The organism is Streptomyces sp. CB03234, assembly GCF_001905885.1.
GTDB lineage: Bacteria > Actinomycetota > Actinomycetes > Streptomycetales > Streptomycetaceae > Streptomyces.
The window spans coordinates 160,993-179,811 of the sequence record NZ_LIYH01000003.1; the positions used below are offsets into that span (position 1 = coordinate 160,993).

16 protein-coding genes, 1 tRNA gene and 2 pseudogenes are annotated in these 18,819 nt (G+C 73.5%); 7 read left to right on the top strand and 12 right to left on the bottom strand.

Annotation, left to right across the window (positions count from 1 at the left end; all coding sequences use genetic code 11):
- Positions 1–10: 10 nt before the first annotated feature.
- Complete coding sequence (locus AMK26_RS13930) at positions 11–1,606, bottom strand: TROVE domain-containing protein (RefSeq protein WP_073754938.1); 1,596 nt, start codon at positions 1,604–1,606, stop codon at positions 11–13.
- Between the two features lie 246 nt (positions 1,607–1,852).
- A tRNA-Asn gene (locus AMK26_RS36955) sits at positions 1,853–1,922 on the bottom strand.
- A 99-nt stretch (positions 1,923–2,021) separates the two neighbouring features.
- Between AMK26_RS36955 and AMK26_RS13935 the strand changes: the two genes are divergently transcribed.
- The 4 genes and pseudogenes from AMK26_RS13935 (at position 2,022) to AMK26_RS13950 (ending at position 4,282) form a co-directional block, all read left to right on the top strand.
- The gene (locus tag AMK26_RS13935; RefSeq protein ID WP_073755495.1) at positions 2,022–2,312 is read left to right on the top strand and encodes a hypothetical protein; all 291 of its coding nucleotides are present in this window, start codon (positions 2,022–2,024) and stop codon (positions 2,310–2,312) included.
- A gap of 48 nt (positions 2,313–2,360) precedes the next feature.
- Positions 2,361–3,011: pseudogene (locus tag AMK26_RS13940) on the top strand (ADP-ribosylglycohydrolase family protein); the annotation flags it as partial.
- A 4-nt stretch (positions 3,012–3,015) separates the two neighbouring features.
- The gene (locus AMK26_RS13945) at positions 3,016–3,519 is read left to right on the top strand and encodes an NUDIX domain-containing protein (protein WP_073754939.1); all 504 of its coding nucleotides are present in this window, start codon (positions 3,016–3,018) and stop codon (positions 3,517–3,519) included.
- A gap of 43 nt (positions 3,520–3,562) precedes the next feature.
- Positions 3,563–4,282, top strand: a complete 720-nt coding sequence (locus AMK26_RS13950) for an SIR2 family NAD-dependent protein deacylase (protein WP_073754940.1) — start codon at positions 3,563–3,565, stop codon at positions 4,280–4,282.
- Between the two features lie 28 nt (positions 4,283–4,310).
- Here the strand turns inward: AMK26_RS13950 and AMK26_RS36960 are convergent, their stop codons facing one another.
- The 3 genes from AMK26_RS36960 to AMK26_RS13960 all read right to left on the bottom strand — a co-directional run bounded on the left by AMK26_RS36960 (position 4,311) and on the right by AMK26_RS13960 (position 6,566).
- Positions 4,311–4,478, bottom strand: coding sequence for a hypothetical protein (locus AMK26_RS36960; RefSeq protein ID WP_158071113.1), 168 nt, complete (start codon positions 4,476–4,478; stop codon positions 4,311–4,313).
- A 72-nt stretch (positions 4,479–4,550) separates the two neighbouring features.
- Positions 4,551–5,033, bottom strand: a complete 483-nt coding sequence (locus AMK26_RS13955; protein WP_073754941.1) for a methylated-DNA--[protein]-cysteine S-methyltransferase — start codon at positions 5,031–5,033, stop codon at positions 4,551–4,553.
- 12 nt (positions 5,034–5,045) lie between these two features.
- Positions 5,046–6,566 carry an AlkA N-terminal domain-containing protein gene (locus tag AMK26_RS13960; protein ID WP_073754942.1) on the bottom strand — a complete coding sequence of 507 codons (1,521 nt, stop codon included), beginning with the start codon at positions 6,564–6,566 and terminating at the stop codon, positions 5,046–5,048.
- 160 nt (positions 6,567–6,726) lie between these two features.
- On the opposite strand from AMK26_RS13960, the gene AMK26_RS13965 reads away from it, so the two are divergent.
- Positions 6,727–7,938, top strand: coding sequence for a cytochrome P450 (locus AMK26_RS13965; protein WP_073754943.1), 1,212 nt, complete (start codon positions 6,727–6,729; stop codon positions 7,936–7,938).
- Here AMK26_RS13965 and AMK26_RS13970 read toward each other — a convergent pair.
- From AMK26_RS13970 to AMK26_RS13985, 4 genes are all read right to left on the bottom strand, one after another.
- Positions 7,929–8,339, bottom strand: coding sequence for a hypothetical protein (locus AMK26_RS13970; RefSeq protein ID WP_073754944.1), 411 nt, complete (start codon positions 8,337–8,339; stop codon positions 7,929–7,931). The two genes, AMK26_RS13965 and AMK26_RS13970, sit on opposite strands and share 10 nt — an antisense overlap.
- A 25-nt stretch (positions 8,340–8,364) precedes the next feature.
- Entirely contained in the window at positions 8,365–8,637 is a 273-nt protein-coding gene (locus tag AMK26_RS13975; protein WP_073754945.1) for a DUF4242 domain-containing protein, read from the bottom strand.
- Between the two features lie 131 nt (positions 8,638–8,768).
- Complete coding sequence (locus AMK26_RS13980; protein ID WP_073755496.1) at positions 8,769–11,360, bottom strand: ATP-binding protein; 2,592 nt, start codon at positions 11,358–11,360, stop codon at positions 8,769–8,771.
- Between the two features lie 103 nt (positions 11,361–11,463).
- On the bottom strand, positions 11,464–12,981 hold the full coding sequence (locus tag AMK26_RS13985) for a PucR family transcriptional regulator (protein ID WP_073754946.1): 1,518 nt from the start codon (positions 12,979–12,981) through the stop codon (positions 11,464–11,466).
- Between the two features lie 215 nt (positions 12,982–13,196).
- On the opposite strand from AMK26_RS13985, the gene AMK26_RS13990 reads away from it, so the two are divergent.
- Positions 13,197–14,738 (top strand): purine-cytosine permease family protein, encoded by a 1,542-nt coding sequence (locus AMK26_RS13990; protein ID WP_079277583.1) that lies wholly within the window; start codon positions 13,197–13,199, stop codon positions 14,736–14,738.
- A gap of 65 nt (positions 14,739–14,803) precedes the next feature.
- A complete protein-coding gene (locus AMK26_RS13995; protein WP_073754947.1) occupies positions 14,804–15,619 on the top strand; it encodes a lysyl oxidase family protein in 816 nt (271 codons plus the stop codon).
- 294 nt (positions 15,620–15,913) lie between these two features.
- On the opposite strand, the pseudogene AMK26_RS14000 reads toward AMK26_RS13995, so the two are convergent.
- The 3 genes and pseudogenes from AMK26_RS14000 to AMK26_RS14010 form a co-directional block, all read right to left on the bottom strand.
- Positions 15,914–16,405: pseudogene (locus tag AMK26_RS14000) on the bottom strand (O-acetyl-ADP-ribose deacetylase); the annotation flags it as partial.
- A complete protein-coding gene (locus tag AMK26_RS14005) occupies positions 16,402–17,823 on the bottom strand; it encodes a phytoene desaturase family protein (protein ID WP_073754948.1) in 1,422 nt (473 codons plus the stop codon). The pseudogene AMK26_RS14000 and the gene AMK26_RS14005, both read right to left, overlap by 4 nt.
- A gap of 121 nt (positions 17,824–17,944) precedes the next feature.
- A complete protein-coding gene (locus AMK26_RS14010) occupies positions 17,945–18,790 on the bottom strand; it encodes an inositol monophosphatase family protein (protein WP_073754949.1) in 846 nt (281 codons plus the stop codon).
- Positions 18,791–18,819 lie beyond the last annotated feature (29 nt).

Here is an 18,819-nt window from a genome sequence, read left to right on the forward strand (position 1 = left end):
GACCCCCTGGTCAGGCCGCGGACCACGGCCAGTCCGCCGCCCGCCCGGCCTCCAGCAGCGGCACCATCCGGAACGCCGCGTCCGTCAGGCCGCCGAAGGTGTGCCGGTTGCCCGTGCCCGAAGGGGCGTGGCCCGGGCGGTAGCCGGCGAGGTTCCAGGTGTAGACCGGCACGTGCGCCGGGACCTGCGCCGTCGGGTCGCCGTAGTGGCTGTAGGCCGCCTGCTCGTCGGTCACGATCAGCACCCGGTCGTGGCCGCGGTAGTGCGCGCGTACCGCCTCGGTGGTGTCGGTGCCGCCCAGGCTGTGGAAGCGGCCCAGGACCGTGAGGACGGACTCGCCCGCGCGGTACGGCACGGGCGCACTGGTCGTACCGAACTCCACCAGGTCGGCGCCGGCGGCGCGCATCGCCACCGCCGTACCGAAGACGGCCGCCGCGTCGGCGCGGTTCAGCTGGGAGCGCTGCGACAGGGGCGCCCACATGGAGCCGGAGCGGTCGACCAGGACCAGGGTGCGGCCGGGCAGCTCCGGTACGTTCGCCAGCGAGTGGCCGAGCGCCCGCTCCAGCGGGTACGACCAGCGCAGCGAGGGCGCGTGCTGGTACGCGGCCAGATAGCGGAACGGGAACTGGCGGGACGCGGCGACCGTCTCCGGGTCGGAGAGCTTCGCGGCGACCCCGTCCGCGACCTCGTCGCTCACGCCCGCCTCGTCGAAGTTCCGCAGGTTGCGCAGGAGGGCCATCACGCCCATGGACGGGATGACCGCCTCCCAGGCGGCCGCGTCCAGCGGGCCCTGGAGCCAGCCGGCCAGGGCCTCCCAGGTCATGCCCGCCTCGGCCAGCCGCGCGGCCCCGTCCGGCCCGGTGACCAGGGCGCGCCGCTCGGCGACCGGCAGCTCCATCAGCGCCCGGTGGGCGGTGAGCATCCGGCTGGAGGCGGGCGGGAGCGCGGTCTCGGGGTGGTGGCGGCGGTCCAGGGCGTACTGGAACAGCTCGCCCTGCCAGGGCTGCTTGACCGGGTCGGGCGCGGCGTGCACCAGGTTGAGGATGTCGCCGAAGCGGTAGCCCTTGCCGGCCGTGTCGTACTTCAGCAGCGACCGGGCGGTGTAGAGGCGCCGGACGGCGTCCGCGATGCCCCGCTTGACGGGCTTGGGCACATTGCGCCCGTACTGGGAGGTCCAGTAGCCGAGCAGCTCGCCGGGCTCGTCCGCCCGCAGCAGCACGGAGGCGACGACCTGCCGGTTGGCGGGACCGTCGGTGACTCCGGCGTCGAGGCGGGCCCTGACGTACTCGGCGGCGCCGACGAGCGAGGCGGTCCGCATGTTGCCCTCGGTGCGCAGCCAGCGCAGCAGGCCGGCGGTCCACTCGGGGTCCTCGACGGCGAGCGTGCGGACGAGCGTGGCGAACCGGTCGTCGCGGTCGCCGCCGGACTCGTAGAAGGTCGACTGCGTGACGAAATTGGCGACGGCGAGCAGGAACAGCTCGGAGCGCGGGTCGCGCAGCACACCGGCGCCGCCCTGGTGGGTGGTGGTGCGCCCGGTCGACCGTACGGGCGAGACCACGCGGCCGGTGGCCGTCGCGGCGGACCGGCGGGTGTTGAAACGTGCCATGTGAATCCCCCCGAATTCGGTTCTTCGGTGGGAACGCGCGGCGGAAGGGGTGCCCGGGTCGGGTGCCCGGGTCGACGTCCCACTGCGCCGCGCCTCCCGAGATCAAGGTGGCCGCGGCGTGATTTCGTTGGAGTGAAGTAGCCGCGGCCCGCGCACCGGGAGGTGCGTGACGTACAGATGTCCAGAGTTCAAGGCCGGCGGAACCGACAAAGGTGCTCTGCCGACTGAGCTACACCGACCCGAAGTCGATGACGGGACTCGAACCCGCGACCGCCCCATTAACAGTGGAAGTAGGTCCTGCCTTCGCACCTGGACGTCGATGACTCTAGGGAGGCAACTGTCCGGGCGCCACGGATTATTCGACCGCCTCGTCGCCCGAGTCGCGTGTGTGGGCCATTCGTGTGACGCTGCCATCATGACGTGGGCATCGTGGACGACGACCGATGTGTACACGGGTCGTGGCGGGGTTCGGACCGACGAGCTCGGAATCGTCACGGGGAATGTCACCGTGCACACCACCTGGGCGGGCGGCGAGGCACAGATCGCCGTCCAGTACAGCGGGGCGACCGACTGGTTCACCATGACGGGCAGCCCCGTGCCGTGCCGTTCGGAGAGGGACAGCAGGGACCTGCACGAGGCCGTGGTGGAGGCCGTACGGGCGGGTGGCGGGGCCGTCGTACCGTCCCCCTCGCTGCCCTCTCCATGACCCTGCGGGAGGCACCGGCCGCACCCGTGGGCCCGGACCCGCACGACCGGGAGCGGCCTGAAGCCCCCGGTGACCGCCACCTACGACAATCCGTACCAGGAGTGGATCGGCGCGCTCGTCCGCGCCGACGTGTTCGGCTGGACCTCCCCCGGCGACCCGGTCCGCGCCGCATCCCTGGCCCGCCGCGACGCGGTCCTGTCCCACACGGGCAACGGCGTGTACGCCGCGATGTGGGCGGCCGCGCTGGTCGCGGCCGCGTTCACGGCGCCCGGCCCGCGCGCCGCCGTCGGCACCGCGCTGGAGCGCGTCCCGGCGAGCAGCCGCCTCGCGCGCGTGGTCCGGCACATGGTGGCGCTGCACGACGCGGGCGTGACCTGGTCCGACGCCCTGACGGAGGCGGAGCGCGAGACGGCCGGGCTGCACTGGATCCACGCCGTCCCGAACGCCGCCGTCATCACGGCGGGGCTGCTGTACGGGGACGGCGACTTCACCCGCACCATCGCGCTGACGGTGCGCGGCGGCCTCGACACCGACTCCAACGGCGCCACCGCCGGGTCGGTCGCGGGCGTGCTGTGCGGGGCGTCCGGCATCCCGCGCCACTGGACCGACCCGCTCCAGGGCCGGGTGCGCAGCGCGGTGTTCGGCTTCGACGGCGTACGGATCGGTGACCTCGCCGAGCGGACGCTCGCACTAAGCTGACGCGGTGACCACGAACGATTACGCCGCGTACATCGCCGGGCTCCCCCGCGTCCTGGCCGGCGCCGCAGCGCTCTTCCGTGACGGCGAGGGCCGGGTCCTGCTGGTCGAGCCCAACTACCGGGAGGGCTGGGTGCTGCCCGGCGGCACCATCGAGTCGGACACCGGGGAGACCCCGAGGCAGGCCGCCCGGCGGGAGACGCTGGAGGAGATCGGCCTGGACGTGCAGCTAGGCCCGCTGCTCGCGGTCGACTGGGTGCACGGGACGGGGCGTCCGCCGATCGTGGCGTACGTGTACGACGGGGGCGTGCTCAGCGGCGAGCAGTTCCGGGCGATCCGGCTCCAGGAGTCGGAGCTGATCTCGTGGAAACTGGTGGAGCCCGAGGACCTGCCCACCCATCTGCTCGGCTCGCTGGCCTTCCGCGTGACGTCCGCGCTGGACGCGCTGACCGCCGGTGATGGCGCACGGGAGCTGGAGAACGGCCGCCCGGTGAGCCGTCCGGCGCCGTGAATTGGTTCGCGGGCGCGGGGCGACGCTGCGTAGCCTCGGCCGCATGACTCTCGTCGCGATCCTCAGCGGTGCCGGTATCTCCACGGACTCCGGCATCAGTGACTACCGCGGGCCGAACGGCTTGTGGCGGCGCGATCCGGAGGCCGAGAAGCTGGTCACGTACGACTACTACATGGCCGACCCGGAGATCCGGCGCCGGTCGTGGCGGATGCGGCGCGACAGCGCGGCGCTGCGGGCCGAGCCGAACGCGGCGCACCGGGCGATCGCCGAGCTGGAGCGGACGCCCGGCTTCGCGGTGCGGGTGATCACCCAGAACGTGGACGGGCTGCACCAGCTCGCCGGGATGCCGCCGCGCAAGGTCCTCGAACTGCACGGCACCGCGCGGGCAGTGGTGTGCACCGGGTGCCGTACGCGCTCGTCGATGGAGGAGGCGCTGGCCCGCGTCGAGGCGGGCGAGGCCGACCCGGCGTGCGAGGCGTGCGGCGGGATCCTGAAGTCGGCGACCGTGATGTTCGGGGAGCGGCTGGATCCGGTGGTGCTGGGTGAGGCGATGGGGATCGCCAAGGCCGCCGAGGTGTTCCTCGCGGTCGGCTCGACGCTCCAGGTGCAGCCCGCCGCCTCGCTCGCCGGGATCGCGGCGGAGCACGGGGCGCGGCTGGTCATCGTGAACGCCGAGCCCACGCCGTACGACGAACTGGCCGACGAGATCGTGCGGGAGCCCATCGGCACGGCTCTGCCGGCGCTGCTGAAGCGGCTCGCATGATGCCGTGCGTACGCCGGCCGCCGGTGCTTCACCGGACGCCGGCCGGCCGGTGCCCCGGCACTCCCCGGGCCTGCAGGCGGACGCCGCGCGTGACCTCGGCGGTGCCGCCCGGGCGGATCAGCGGGCCCGACAGGCCGTGCTGGATGGTGGCCGTGATCGTGGCGGGACCGGCGTCACGGCGCCCACTGCGCGGCATGGCCCTCCCTCGTGCGCCCTTCCCCGTTCCGCGCATCACCATGGTGCTTGCTCCCCCGGAAGCGCAAGGCCGCTAGAACAGGGCCCCGCTCTCGAAGGCGAGCAGGCGCTGCTTGCGGTCGAGGCCACCGCCGTAGCCGGTGAGGCCGCCGCTCGCGCCGATGACGCGGTGGCACGGGACGATGATCCCCACCGGGTTCTTGCCGTTGGCGAGGCCGACGGCGCGGGAGGCACCAGGTCTGCCGAGGGCCTCGGCCAGTTCGCCGTACGAACGGGTCTCGCCGTACGGGATCTTCCGCAGCCGCTCCCAGACGCCGCGCTGGAACGGCGTACCGGCGAGGTCGAGCGGCAGGTCGAACTCGGTGAGTTCGCGCGCGTAGTAGGCGTCGAGCTGGCGGATCACCTCGCCGAAGGGGCGGGGGTCCGGATCGCCGAAGGACTCCTCCGGCGGGCGGTGGCGCTGGTCGGTCATGTAGAGGCCGCTGAGGACGCCGTCGGTGGCGACGAGGGTGAGCGGGCCGTACGGGCTGTCGGTGACGGTGTGCTGACGACGCATCGGTCGGCTTCCTTACGCGGGCAGGTGGTTGATGGGGTGGCTGTCGGTCGCCCACAGGTACTGGACGGCGTACGCGCGCCAGGGCCGCCAGGCGGCGGCGCGGGCCGTGAGCGCGGCGGGGGTGGAGGGCAGGCCGAGGCCCGCGGCGGCGCGCCGGACGCCCAGGTCGGTGGGGAGGAACGCGTCGGGGTCGCCCAGGGCGCGCATGGCGATCACCTCCACCGTCCAGGGGCCGAACCCGGGCAGCCGCCCGAGGTGGACGCGGGCCTCGTCCCAGTCGCTGTCCGGGCCGAGCCGGAGCGAGCCGTCGGCGAGGGCGCCGACGAGGGTGGTGAGCGTGGTGCGGCGGCTGCCCGGCAGGGCGAGCGCCTCGGGGTCGAGCGCGGCGAGCGCCTCGGGCGCCGGGAACAGGTGGGTGAGCCCGCCCTCGGGGTCGTCGACGAGTGTGCCGTGCGCGGCGACCAGCCGGGCCGCGTGGGTGCGGGCTGCGGCGGTGGAGACCTGCTGGCCGAGGACCGCGCGTACCGCGAACTCGGCGGCGTCGACGGTACGCGGGACCCGCCGGCCCGGCGCCTTGTCGACCAGCGGCGCGAGGAGGGGATCCGTACGGAGCTGGTCGTCGACCGCGACCGGGTCGGCGTCCAGGTCGAGCATCCAGCGGCAGCGGCTGATGGCGAGGGTGAGGTCGCGCAGGTCGGTGAGGGAGAGCCGGCAGGCGATGTGGTCGGGGTGCGGCGCGAGGGCGACGATGCCGTGGCCGTGCGGGAGGGTAAGGGTGCGCCGGTAGGCGCCGTCGCGCCACTCCTCCACGCCGGGGACGGCGGTGGCGGCCAGGTGGCCGAAGAGGTTGTCGGGGTTGAGGGGCGCGCGGTACGGCAGCCGTAGCGTGATGACACCCGGGGTCCGGGGCGTCCCCGCGACAGCCCGGGCGGCAGGGGTGCTGGCTGCAGGGGTGCTGGCTGCGCGGGTGCTGGTGGCGCGGGCGCGCAGCTCGCTCGGGGCGAGGGCGAAGACCTCGCGGACGGTGTCGTTGAAGGTGCGTACCGAGGAGAACCCGGCGGCGAACGCGACGTCCGCCATGGGCAGTCGGGTCGTCTCGATGAGGACGCGCGCGGTCTGGGCGCGCTGCGCGCGGGCCAGGGCGAGCGGTCCGGCACCGAGCTCGGCGAGCAGCTGGCGCTCGATCTGCCGGGTCGAGTAGCCGAGGCGGGCGGCCAGGCCCGGTACGCCCTCGCGGTCGACGATGCCGTCGCGGATGAGGCGCATGGCGCGGGCGACGGCGTCGGCGCGGGCGTTCCACTCGGGCGAGCCGGGGCTGGTGTCGGGCCGGCACCGTTTGCAGGCGCGGTATCCGGCCTGCTGGCAGGCGGCGGCGCTCGGGTAGAACACCATGTTCTCGGGCTTCGGCGGCACGACCGGGCAGCTGGGCCGGCAGTAGATGCGGGTGGTCAGGACGGCGGTGAAGAACCAGCCGTCGAAGCGGGCGTCCTTCGACTGGACGGCCCTCACGCAGCGCTCGGTGTCGGTGTGCATGGCTCCAGCATGGAAGACGGCCGACCGGTGGTGCTGGCGAGAATGCGACATCAGCCTGGCGCTGCCAGCGATCCGCCGATTCCCGCACGGACCACTGTCACGACATGAGATCATCTCGTCACGCCACGTCGCGCACGCTGACCACGCAGGGGGACGGACGATGACCGAGCGGATCCTGCTCGACCCTCACACCCGGGACCACCGGGCACAGTCGGAGACGCTGCGCCGGTGGGGTCCGGTGGCTCCGGCCGAGTGGCCGGGCGGGGTGCACTGCTGGGCGGTCGTGGGCCACGCCGAACTGGAGACCGTACTGACCGACCCGCGGTTCGCCCGCTCGCCCGCTCGCTGGCGGGCCCTGCGGGACGGGGAGATCCCGCCGGACTGGCCGATGCTGGCGCACCTCACACGGCAGTGGATGCTGACCGCCGACGGCGCCGATCACCGGCGGCTGCGGCAGGCGGTGTCGGCGGCGTTCACGCCTCGCCGCGTCGAGGGGCTCACGCCAGCGATCACACGGACCGTCGACGCCCTGCTGGACGATCTGGCGGCAGCGGTGGCGGACGGTCCGGTCGACCTCCGCTCGGCCTACGCGCTGCCGCTTCCGCTGCGTACGCTCTGCGCCCTGTTCGGCATCCCGTCCGAGGACCGGCCGGCCGTCGTCGCGCTCGTGGGCCGGGCGTTTTCGCGGTCGGCGCTCACCCCGGAGGAGTCCGCCCGGCTGACCCGCGAGATCAACGCGTACCTGGCGGATCTGGTGAAGAGCCGGTCCGCGGCGCCCGGCGACGACCTGGTGACCGACCTGCTGCGCGGGGACGCCGCCGGCCGCCTGTCGGAAGCGGAACTGCTCGACACGCTGTGGCTGTTCCTGGGCGCCGGGTTCGAGACCACGGCCGGGGCCCTGGTCAACACGGCCCACGCCCTGCTCGCGCACCCCGAGGAGCTCCGCCGCGCCCTCAGCGGGGAGGTGGGCTGGGACACGGTCGTGGAGGAGGGCCTCCGCTACGACTCGAGCGTCTACGCCCTGCCCTTCGCGTTCCCCACGGAGGACGTGGAGCTGGGCGGCCGGTCACTGCGTGAGGGTGAGGCCCTGCTGCTGTGCTTCGCGGCCGCCAACCGGGACCCTCGGCGGGGCTCCGGCCGCTTCGAGCCCCGCCGCGACGGTGAGCGTGCCCGGCACCTCGGATTCGGGCACGGGCCGCACTTCTGCGTCGGCGCCCCGCTCGCCCGCCTCCAACTGCGCATCGCCCTGGCGGCGTTGTTCGAGCGGTTCCCCGACCTCCGCCTCGCCGCCCCGCCCGCCCCACCGGTGCCCTCGCTCATCGCCAGCACGCCCAGCGCGCTGTACGTCACCGGTCAGTCGGCTCACCGGTAGCTCATGCAGAGGCTGTCCACCGGGCAGAACATGACATACGCGGCGTTGTGGCCGGACGACACCCTCACGGGGTTCGGGTCGGGACCGTAGTTGATGTACGACCCGGGGTCGGGTGTGACGGTCAGGGTGACCGATGTCCCGACCGGGAAGCTCGCGGAGCAGGAGCCGGTCGGGTCCTGTTGCGGTGTGGACCCGTACGGATCGGCCGCCGCCTGGTGGCAGTTGATCCCGGCCGGGGTGCTGGTGACGGTTCCACCGCCCCATCCGTCGCTGACCCACACATACAGCCGGCCCTGCTGCGTCTGGGCCTGGACGGGAGCGGCGGTGCCCAGCGTGGCCGTCGTGACGAGCACGGCGGCGTCCGGGGCCGTACGCCCGGCGTGGGTGGGGTTGGTGCTCATGAGTGGCTCCCTGCCCTGTCCATGATCACGCTGCGGTGGGGTACGCGTGCGGGTCCAGGACGGTGATCAGATGGATCACCTCCACGGGCAGTCCCGCCCGGCGGGCCGCCTTGCGGACCGCTTCCGGACTCGACGCCTCGCACAGGCAGTAGACCCGGTGGTCGTCCTCGGTCACGTAACTGTGCAACCAGACCACTTCGGTACCGCTGTTGGCCTCGACGATGGCCTGCACCGGCCTGCCGGCCAGGAAGTCGGCGATTCCCTCGCGGAAGTAGTGTTCGACCAGATAGCGGGGCATCGGACATCCCATCGTCGATCACGTGGAATTCGCGTGTGGAATCACGCTAAAGCCGAGCCGGGGCGGGGACATCGGGCAGCGCACCCCAGCTTTCACCGGCCGGACCCCAGATACGCGCCGCCACGGCCCGATCACTCATCGGCAGCCGGCTGGGAGTCCAGCTTGCGCAGCGCCTCGGCTCGGCTGTGAACTCCGAGTTTGCGCAGGATCGCGGTGACGTGATGGCCGGCGGTCTTGGGAGTGATGAACAGCCGGGCGGCGATGTCCGGCCCGGACAGCCCCTCCCTCAGCAGATCGACGATCTCCTGCTCGCGCGCGGTCAAGCCGTACTGATGGGCCCGCGTGGCCGCGCGGGGACCGCGGGTTCCCAGCCGGACCCCCAGCTCCTTCAGCCGGGTACGCCCACGGACGACGGCGGCCCGGGCACCGAGGGCGTCGAAGCCGGCCACCGCCTCGGCCACCGCTTCCGGGTCACCCGCGAGTCGAGCCAGCGCCGCGTCGTACGGGCAGCCCAGCCGCTGCCATGCCGTGGCGGCGGCGGCCCAGTCCCCGGCCAGCTCCAGCGCGAAGGGCCCCGCAGCCGAATCGGCGGGTGGCCGGCCTCCGGCCAGCCGGACCCAGCGGGCGCAGGCGCCGGCCGCCCAGGGATCGTGATCCTGGCCGGCCGGGGGCAGCCCGCGCGTCGCCTCCGCGATCGCCGCCGCGTCGTCTCCCGCCAGCCAGGCCGCTTCCGCCCGGGCCTCCCACACCGGCCCCATCCGGACCAGGTCGCTCGGCTCGCCGAGGGTCGCGGCCTCGTCGAGCAGCGGGCGGACCTCGGGATCTCCGCGCCGGGCACGGACGAGGGCGAGCGCGAGCAGGGGGAAGATCCGGCTCACGGGCGGCAGCGACCTGAGGGGCAGTACCGCCGCGGCCTCCTCCGCCGCCTCGTCCCATGCCCCCTGGTGGACCTGGCCCATCGCCCGGGCGCCACGGAGGTAGTCGAGGAACATGTCGAGGTCGTAGTCGCGGCAGAAGGCGACCGCCCGCCGGTCGTAGTCCCGCGCCCGGCCGAAGTCGCGGTGGACCATGGCGACCGCCGAGATGACCGGGCCGAACATCCCGGCGTGCTCGACCAGGCGCTGCGCCGCGGCCTGCTGCCAGACGTCCTCCAGCTCCTCCCACCCACGGTCCTCACGCAGCACCGTGGCGATCGCGGCGTGGAACCGCGCGCGCAGCACCAGACCCGCGTCGCCGATGTGCCGGCCCGCCTCGACGGCCCGCTCCGCGTGGGCGGCCGTCGTCGCCACGTCGCAGTCGAAGCTCGCCTGCTCGGCCACGTTGAGGTGCGCCCGCCCGAGCTCCAGCGTCGGGCCGCCCCGCTCCAGCAGCCGGACCGCCTCGATCCCGCGCTCCCGCGCCTCCCGGTTCCGGCCGAGCAGCCAGAGCATGTACGAGGACCAGCGGAGGTCGTCCCCCTCGTGCGGTACGTCGTTCATGGCGTGCCGGAGGCGCCCCGCCGCCTCCCACGACTCGATCGCGTCCGGGACGAGACCCGTCATGTACGACGCGAAGGCGTGCCCCTCCAGCAGCGTCGCCCGCTGCGCCTCCGGGGCGGCACCGGCGTGGCGCAGCGCCCGGGCGAACTGGGCCGCCGCCTCACGGTGGGCCGCCAGCCCCGACGCGTGCGCCGCTGCGGCGGGCGCGTACGCCAGGACCGCCTCCGCGTCACCCGCCTCGGCCGCGTGGTAGGCCAGGCGGGAGGGGTTCGGCGCCGGACCGGTGGTGGAGGACCGCAGCGCGCCCAGCACCAGCGCGTGGAGCCGTCGGCGACGGATACCGGGGATGGAGTCCAGGACCGCGCCCCTGACCAGTTCGTGCCGGAACGCCAGCCGCGTCCCCGCTGCCTCCAGCACGCCCACCGCGAGCACCTCGTCGACCGCGGTCTCCGCGTCCGCCACGATGTCGCCGAGCAGGTCGATCGGGGCGCTGGGCCCGGCCACGGCCGCGGCCTCCACCACATCGCGGGCGTGCGTGCGCAGCCGACCGAGCCGGCCGATCACGGCCTCGCGGACCGTCGCGGGGATGCCGGGTTCCGGGGCGGCCAGCACCTCGGTGACGAAGAACGGGTTGCCGCCGGTGATCGCGTGCAGCGCGGCCGGATCGTGCGGCCCCCCGGCCGCCATCCGGGCGACCGCGGAGCGGCTCAGCGGCTCCAGGTCGTACCGGGCCAGCGCCGGACAGCCGGTCAGGTCGCCGAGTACGACGGCCAGCGGGTGCAGCGGGCCCACCTCGTCGTCGCGGTAGGTCACCAGCAGCATCGCCCGTGTCGTCTCGATCCGCCGGGACACGAACCGGAGCAGGTCGAAGGTGGCGCCGTCGGCCCAGTGGACGTCCTCGCAGACCAGAAGCGTGGCGTCCGGGCCCTGGCGCAGGGTGTGCAGCAGGGACCGGAAGACGGCCGGGCTCCCGGCACCGGCCGCGAGCGCCTCCTCCACCTCAGGGCCCAGATCCGCGGCCACGTCGACCAGCGGTCCCAACGGGCGGGGAGTGCTGAGCGGGTCGCAATGGCCGACGAGCACCCGCACGCGTCCCCGCGCCCGTTTTGCGAGGGCGCGCACCACCGCGGTCTTGCCGATGCCCGCCTCGCCACGGAGCAGGACCACCCGGCCCCGGCCGCGCACCGCCTCGCCGATGTGCTCCTCCAGCGCCTCCAGGACGCCGGCCCGCTCCAACAGCTCCATGGTCACGGCGTATCACGACAGCCGGTGCCGGTCGAGTCGTCGACCGGTGCTCGGACCACGAGGCCGGCCGGGGGGGGCGACCCCGCGGGTGGCGGGGGTCGGTTCACGGCAGCCGGCCGGACGTACGGGCCGCCCGCAGGGCGAGCCATACCTCGGTGGTGTCCGCCGTCGAGGAGAGGTTCCTGCCGGTCATCGCGGCGAAGCGGCGCAGCCGGTAGAGCAGGGTATTGGGGTGGATGTGCAGGGCCCGGGCCGCGTCCTCGGTGGACCGGTCGCGCTCCAGCCAGGTGAGGGCGGAGACGACCAGTGCGCTGCCGTGCTCGGTGTCGTACCGCAGCGCCGCACCCAGCACGTGTTCCACCAGCCCGTGCAGGACGGCGGGGTCCTCGTGCAGCCACCGGTCCGTCGTGTCGTCGCTACAGGAGACCAGCGGTCTGTCCGATGCCCGTGCCCGGGTGAGTGCGAGACAGGCTTCGCGTCGGGGCACCCCGAGCGAGCTGCCGGGGGCGAAGGGGCGTGAGACTCCGGCTCTCGTACGCGGCACGGCCGCCAGGTCACCGAGCGCCGGTGGGGAGTCGGGGATGAGCACGTACAGCCCCTCATGGCGGCGCAGCATCAGGTACGGCACGGCTGCTTCGTCGAGGGTCTGTACCACCACGGCGTCGTCCAGTGGAGCGTCCTCCTCGCCGTCGAGTACGGCCAGGAGGACGCGCTCCTCCGGGCCGAAGCCCAGCCGGGTCAGGTGCCGGCGTGCGGTGTCCGGGTCCAGGACGTCCTCCATGAGTTCCGCGAGGGTCTCCGCCCCCTGGCGGCGCAGTGTTTCGCGTTCGTGGCGGACCATGGAGAGCTGGAGTGCCGCGACGGTCGCGATGTGCTGGACGACGCCGAGTCCCGCCGGCCGTATGCGTGTCACCGGTCCGTCGCCCCGGCGCTCCAGGGCCAGGAGGTATCCGGCGGGACCGCCCGGCGCCGGTACCGGCAGGACGTAGCCGCCGGGGACGGTCGGGGCCGGGTCGGGTGAGCTCGGCAGGAGTGCCCCGTGCCGCGAGTCGGGTACGGGGACGCCGGCCAGCAGGGGGCCTCCCTGGCGTGTGCAGAGGTAGAGGGAGTAGCCGGACAACTGCTCGAGCCGGCGGAAGAGTTCCGCGGCGGTGAGGCCCTCCGCGGCGAGCCAGCGCAGCGCTCCGAAGACCTGCACCTGGGCGCTCAGCCGCTGCCGGGCGTCGGCCTGCGCGGCGGCCGCGACCTCCTGCGCCACCGCGATGAACGGTACTTGCAAGGGCAACTCCAGTACGGGCAGGGCTCTTTCCTCTGCGGCCGCCAGGAAGGCCCGGCGCAGCGGCGGTACGTGCAAGTGGGCGGAGAGCGCGAGCGCGGCCACGCCCGCGGAGTGGAGCCGCTCGACGTACGCGCACTGCCGGACGGAGCTCCGCGGTATCGCGATCCCCGTCGTCATGATGAGCTCCGCGCCGAGGAGCCACGGGGTCGGGTCCTCCAGCTCGCTCACGTGCGCCCAGGCCACCGGCCGGTCGAGCCCCGACTCGCCGGCGAGGACACGCAACTGGAGGGCCGGCGAACGTACCAGGTCGCGGACCAGGAGGGGAGCTGCCGTCGCGCTCATCGAGCACATGCTGCATGGCGGCGACCCATAACGGAAGAGGGGCGGGTTCGAACGTTGCACAAGTGCGAGATGCACGGGGAATGGTGGCGGCGCACAAAGAAGGGCGCTGCTCTTTGAGCGCCGCACAATTGCCGCCCGCCCGGCGCCGACCGCACACTCTGGCTTCCGGTTCCGGGCGATGAGCGCCTCGGAGCGACCGAATACCGGGAGGGTCCATGGCGGTGAAGCCTCCGCAGCGCCCCCTCGCCGAGCACAGCGGCGCGGATCCCATCGATGCCATCGATTCCATCGAGGCCATCGAAAGCCTGTCCATCCAGCACGTTCCCTTCGCCGAACGGCACGGAAAGCTGTGGAAGCAGGGCCCCTTCTGGTTCCAGGGGAACTTCCAGCCCTTCACGCTGTCGCTCGGTTTCATCGGCCCCGGCCTGGGGCTGTCCGTCGGGTGGACCGTACTGGCCAGTGCGCTGGGGCTGTTGGTGGGCACGTTCTTCATGGCCTTCCACGCCAGCCAGGGCCCTCAGCTGGGGCTTCCGCAGATGATCCAGTCGCGGGGCCAGTTCGGCCACCGGGGAGTGATCGTGCCCCTGGCGGCGACGCTCTTCACCTTCGTCGGCTTCAACGTCGTCGACACGATCATCATCGGCAACGGCCTCCAGTCGGTCTTCGGCTGGGACGCGACCCTCCTCGGCATCGGCGTCACCGTCATCGCCGTGGTGCTGGCCGTGTACGGGCACGACTGGCTGCACCGGGCGTTCCAGGTGCTGTTCTGGTGCTCGGCGCCCTGCTGGCTGCTGCTCTCGGTGGGCATCCTCACCGGCCGGGTGGCCGGCCCGGCGGACGCCGCCGCGGACGGCGGTGGTTTCACGCTGGTCGCCTTCATGGTGCAGTTCACCGCTGCGGCGGGCTACAACATCTCGTACGCCCCCTACGTCTCGGACTACTCGCGCTATCTGCCGCGCGACACCCCGACGCCCCGCATCATCGCCTCGGTGTTCGGCGGCGCGGCCGGTTCGCCGATGTGGCTCATCCCCATCGGCGCGTGGATGGCCGCCACCCTCGGCGTGACGGACCCGCTGGCCGGCATCCGCGCCGCGGGCGACCAGGTGGTGGGCGGCCTCGGCGCCGTCCTGACGCTGCTGTCGGTGCTGGCGCTGGTCGCCACCATGGGGCTCAACGCCTACAGCGGCATGCTCACCGTGCTCACCGGGGTCGACTCGATCCGCCCGCTCCGGCCGGGACGGCGTGCCCGGGTGCTCACCATCAGCGGCCTCGGCGTCGTCTGGTGCGCCGTGGGCCTCAGCGTCTCGGCCGACTTCTCCACGGCACTGGGCAACGCCCTGCTGCTCATGCTGTACCTGCTGATCCCGTGGACCGCGGTGAACCTCGTCGACTACTTCTTCGTCCGGCGCGGCCACTACGCCATCACCCACCTGTTCCGGCCCGACGGCATCTACGGCACCTGGGCGTGGCGCGGCCTGCTCGCCTACGGCGTGGGCCTGGTCCTGATGGTGCCCTTCATGGTGGTGGGCCCCTTCACCGGGCCCGTGGCGGAGGCGCTCGGCCGGGTCGACGTGGCGTTCGTGGTGGGGCTCGCCGTATCGGGCCTCTTGTACTACGCCCTGACCCGTCGGCTGGACCTGACCGCCGAGGAGCCCGCCGTGGCCGCCAGCGAACGCGAACTGGCCGAGCAGGAGCCGGGAGTCGCCGCCGACGGCTCACGTACCCCCGCGCCGCACACAGTCGAGGTGGACGGATGAACACCACGACGCGGCCCGAGGACGACCTCCCCCACCCCACCATCCATCCACAAGGAGGGGCACCCATGAGACGCACCACACGACCCGTACGCCCGGCCCGGACCTGGATCGTCGCAGCGGTGATGGCGATCGGCACGCTCCTGGCCACCGGCCCCGGCACGGCGACGGCCATCGACGGCCCCACCGACCTGCCGCCGGCCCTGGAACCGCTCCGGGAGGAACTCGCCGACAACGACCTCGTCCGGGAGCCGGACACCGGCATCACGTGGCTCCGCTTCACCGGCGCCCCCGCCAACCTCGGCTCCGGCGCCCTGCACGTCGTCGGACGCCGCACCAAGGAGGAGGCGGCTACGGCCACCCCCGGCAACAACGTGATACCGGCGTACCAGCGGATCTCCCGCTCCGACGGCTCCTCGTACGAGGTGCCCGTCGGCCTGATGACCTACCACGACGAACACAAGCACTTCCACATGGACGGCATCTCCCGCTACCGGCTGATCAACGCCGCCGGACAGGTCGTACGGGAGTCGCCCAAGGTCGCCTTCTGCCTGGTCGACCTGAAGATCGCGGACTCGACGCTCCCCGGCTTCAACGTCAACCCCACGTACAACTCCTGCTCGCACAACGCCAACGCCACCAGCCTGACGATGGGCATCTCCGTCGGATGGGCCGACGTCTACGCCAAGGAACTCGCCGGGCAGTCCTTCGACGTCAGCGAACTGATGAACCTCCCGCCGCAGCAGTACACGCTGGAGATGACGACGAACCCGCTGGGCCTCCTGCACGAGACCAACCGCACCAACCCGAAGAGCACATCGGTGACCGTGACGATCGGTCAGGGAGTGCCCGTCGGCGTCGGCGGCCCCCGTCCGGGCGTCTGACCGAAGGGGCCGACGGCACCGCACCGCCCATCCCGTCCGGCGGGGTGGCAGGAGAGCCTTCCTGCTGCCCCGCGCTCCGGCGGGAGGCCGGGTCGGGCTCAATGACGGTGGCCGTCCTCATGCCCCGGCGCGTCGTCGCTGGTTCTTGGGAGGAACTGCGGGCTCGGGAGACGTACCACCGGCCCCTTCCTCGGAGGGCGGCTCCTCTTCGGCGGTACCGCTGCCGTGGTCGCTGTCGCGCCCGGTTTCCACGCCGCTGTGGCTGTGCCCGCCGGTGGGCATGTGCACGTGCTCGGCGAACGCCTCGTACGCACGCTCGTCGAAGAGGACGAACCGGGTTTCCTCGACCGCCGTTTCCGTGGACCGCACGGTCTGCACGGCGATGCGGGCGGCGTCGTCCATGGGCCAGCGGTAGACGCCCGTGGAGATGGCGGGGAAGGCGACCGTGCGGGCGCCCAGTTCGTCGGCGAGGCGGAGGGACTCGCGGTAGCAGGAGGCGAGGAGGGCGGAACGGTCCTCCTCCGCGGAGAAGACGGGTCCCACTGTGTGGATCACCCAACGGGCGCTCAGGCGGCCGGCGGTGGTGGCGACGGCTCTGCCGGTGGGCAGGCCGCGGCCGTAGTGGGAGGCGCGCAGCGCGCGGCACTCGGCGAGGATGTCGGGGCCGCCGCGCCGGTGGATGGCGCCGTCGACGCCTCCGCCGCCGAGGAGGGAGGAGTTGGCGGCGTTGACGATGGCGTCGACGTGCTGGTCGGTGATGTCTCCGCGTACGAGGGTGATGTTCACCGCCGGGCCTTTCGCAGGTGGCGCCAGACCGCCTTGGCCGCGTTGTGCCCGGACATGCCGTGGACGCCCGGGCCGGGCGGCGTCGCGGAGGAGCAGAGGAAGACGGCCGGGTGCGGGGTGTTGTAGGGGAAGAGGGAGAGCCGGGGGCGCAGCAGCAGTTGGAGGCCGGAGGCGGCGCCGCAGGCGATGTCGCCGCCGATGTAGTTGGCGTTGCGCGCGGCGAGTTGGGGCGGGCCGGCGGTGGCGCGGGCGAGGACGAGGTCGCGGAAGCCGGGGGCGAACCGCTCGATCTGCCGCTCGATCGCCTCGGTGAGGTCGCCCTCCCAGGCGTGCGGGACGTGGCCGTAGGCCCAGAAGACGTGCTTGCCCTCGGGGGCGCGGGACGGGTCGACGAGGCTGGGCTGGGCGGTGATCAGGAACGGGGTGCGGGGGGCCGTGCCGCCGGACGCCTGGTTCAGCGCGGTGCCGATCTCTCGGCTGCTGGGGCCGACTTGGACCGTGCCGGCGCGCCGGGGCTCGGCGGCGGTCCAGGGGACGGGGCCGTCCAGCGCGTAATCGATCTTGTAGACGGAGGCGCCGTAGCGGTAGCGGTCGTAGAACCGGCCGAAGCCGGCGATACGGGCCAGCGCGGTCGGTGAGGTGTCGAAGACGTACGCGCGCGCCGGGGGCAGGTCGTCCAGGCGCTTGACCTCGTACCCGGTGTGGACGATGCCGCCGAGGTCCTTCACGTACGCGGCCAGGGCGTCGGAGACCGACTGGGAGCCGCCGCGCGGGAGCGGCCAGCCGCCGGCGTGCGCGGCGAGCGCGAAGACGAGCCCGATCGCGCCGGTGGCGAGGCCGCCGAGCGGGGCGATGACATGGGCGACGAGCCCGGCGAACAGGGCGCGGGCCCGGTCGTCGCGGAAGCGGCGCGTCAGCCAGGTGGAGGGCGGCAGGCCGTCGATGCCGAACCGGGCGAGGGTGACCGGGTCGCGCGGGAGGGCGGTCAGCGGCAGGGACATGAAGTCGCGGGCGAGGGTGTCCCACTTGCCGAGGTACGGCGCGACGAGGCGGCGGTACGTGCCGGCGTCCCGGGGCCCGAAGGAGGCGGCGGTCTCGGAGACGGACCGGGACAGCACGGCGGCCGTGCCGTCGTCGAAGGGGTGCGCCATGGGCAGCTCGGGGTGCAGCCACTGCAGCCCGTACCGGTCCAGCGGCATGGCCTTGAAGGCGGGTGAGCCGACGCCCAGCGGGTGTACGGCGGAGCACGGGTCGTGCCGGAAGCCGGGCAGCGTGAGCTCCTCGGTCCTGGCTCCGCCGCCGACCGTGTCGAGAGCCTCGAACACGGCGACGGAGAACCCGCGGCGGGCCAGTTCGGCGGCGGCGGTCAGTCCGTTGGGCCCCGCCCCCACGACGACGGCATCGAGCATCGACGGCACGTTGGGACTCCTTCGTCAGCCGATGGCCAAGGTATCTCAGGATATTGGGCCGGTGGGCGGCCCCTGGCGGCGGGAGGTCACCGGCGTGCGGGCCTGGCCGCGCCGCGCGTCCGGAAACCGCCTACCGGGCGGCCAGCAGCGTGCGTATGCGCTCCGCCGTGGCCCGGTCACGGGCAGCGGTGAAGGGCAGTGCGTTGGCACCCGTGACACGGAACGGGGCGCCCGTCAGGGTGGCGTGGACGCCGCCCGCCTCCTCGACCAGGAGCAGACCGGCCGCGTGGTCCCAGGCGTACTCCCAGGAGAAGGCGACCGCGTCCAGGTCGCCCCGGGCCACGCCCAGGTACTCCAGGCCGGCCGAGCCGCACGGGCGGGCGTGGACGCCCTCGGTGTCGAGGCCGAGGAGCGCCGCCTTCTGCTCCGGGGTGGTGTAGTCGGGGTGGGACATGGCGACCTCCAGCACCGCGCCCGGTACGGGCGCCCCGGACCGGATCTCCGCGCCGTTCAGCCGCGCGCCGCGTCCGCGCACCGCCACGGCCATCTCGTCCAGCGCCGGAGCGTACGTCCACGAGGCCAGGACCTCGCCGCGCACCGCCAGCGCGACGAGCGTGCAGAACCCGGGGCTGCCGTGTGCGAAGTGCCAGGTGCCGTCGACGGGGTCGACGATCCACACCGGCGCGTCGCCCTTCAGCGCCTCGTACACCGCCGGGTCGGCGTGCACGGCCTCCTCGCCGACCACCACCGAGCCGGGCAGCAGCTCGGTGAGCGAGGCGGTGAGGTGGGCCTCGGCGGCCCGGTCGGCGACCGTCACCAGATCGTGCGGCCCGCTCTTCTCGACGACCTCGTGCGCGGCGAGCTGCCGCCAGCGCGGCACGATCTCGGCGGCGGCCGCCGTGCGCACCGCCTCCTCGACCGCGCAGGACGCCGCGGGGGACAAGGACCCGGAACCGTCGAGAAGCTCATCGATCATGTGTCCAGCTAAGCACGGCCCACTGACAT